At 71.8% G+C, this 1140-nt stretch carries 1 protein-coding gene and 1 pseudogene; one reads left to right on the top strand and one right to left on the bottom strand.

Translation table 11 applies throughout. The annotated features are described in order from the left end of the window. The first annotated feature begins 667 nt into the window (after positions 1-667). The gene (locus tag BHU15_RS42225) at positions 668-889 is read left to right on the top strand and encodes a BBE domain-containing protein (RefSeq protein ID WP_368483241.1); all 222 of its coding nucleotides are present in this window, start codon (positions 668-670) and stop codon (positions 887-889) included. 8 nt (positions 890-897) lie between these two features. Here the strand turns inward: BHU15_RS42225 and BHU15_RS37465 are convergent. Continuing rightward, positions 898-1140: pseudogene (locus BHU15_RS37465) on the bottom strand (aldo/keto reductase); the annotation flags it as partial.

The raw sequence follows: 1140 nt of genomic DNA, 5'->3' as shown, positions 1-1140 counted from the left end.
CGCCGACGACGAGAACGCGGACCTGTTCTGGGCGTGCCGTGGCGGGGCCGGCGGCAACTTCGGCCTCAACACCTCGTTCGTCTTCGACGCCGTACCCGTGGACCGCCTGCGCGCCACCGTCTTCGACCTCGTCTTCGATCTCGTCCTCGACCCGCGGGTGGCCGTCGAGGTGATGGACGAGTTGCAGCACGTCCTCGACGCCGACCGCGCCAACGATCTCGACCTGCGCGTCGGTTTCAGACACGCGGGCGACGGCGCCACATCCCTGTCGGTACTGGGCCAGCGACTCGGTTCCGAGGACGCGCTGCGCCGCCTGCTGGGGCCCCTGCTGAAGCTGCGCCCGGCAAAGGCGTTCATCGAGGAGCGCGGCTTCTGGTCCGCGCAGGACTACCTCATGGCACCCGCCGCACGGGAAGCCCACGCCTCCAAGTCCCTCGTCCCCGAACGGTGGTTGACCCGCGACACGGTGACAGCCGTCGCCGAGTGGACCCGCGCGTGGCGCCCCGGCCCCGCTCGGGCCAGCGGCTTCGTGACGCTCTTCGCCATGGGCGGCTCCAGCGACGCGCCCCGCCCCGACGAGACCGCCTACCCCCACCGCCGGGCCACGTTCGTGCTGGACATCGGCACCACCTGGCGGCCTGGCACGGCCCAGGCCNNCCAGGCCGAGGTGGCCCCCCTGCTGGAGCAGATCCGCACCGTGCACCACACGCTGCGCCACCGGCTGCGCACCGACGCGGCGTACGTCAACTTCCCCGACCCGGACCTACGCGACTGGCGGCGCGCCTACTACGGCGCCAACTACGAGCGCCTGGTCGAGGTCAAGCACCGGTACGACCCCGCAGGACTCTTCCGCTACGCACAGGCCGTCGGCGCGTCCGGGAGCCGGTGACCGGCCGCTCAGTACCGTACGTCGCTCATCAACAGCGGCGGATACACGGTCGATTCCTCGCCGTCCACCGTGGCCCCGGCGAACTGGAGCATCGCACGCGCCTCGCCGTGCATCGGCGCCGGGTAGTCCAGTGCCGGGGCGGAGACCTCGTCCAGGGCGCGGAGGTGTTCCGGGGCCAACGTGGTCTCCAGGGCGGCGAGGTTGCTCACCAAGTGCTCCACGCGACGGGCGCCCAGGATCGGTACGACGGT

Source organism: Streptomyces niveus (assembly GCF_001723055.1).
Taxonomy (GTDB): domain Bacteria; phylum Actinomycetota; class Actinomycetes; order Streptomycetales; family Streptomycetaceae; genus Streptomyces; species Streptomyces niveus.
The sequence above is the reverse complement of the archived record's forward strand: the minus strand, read 5'-3'. Positions and strand labels throughout refer to the sequence as shown.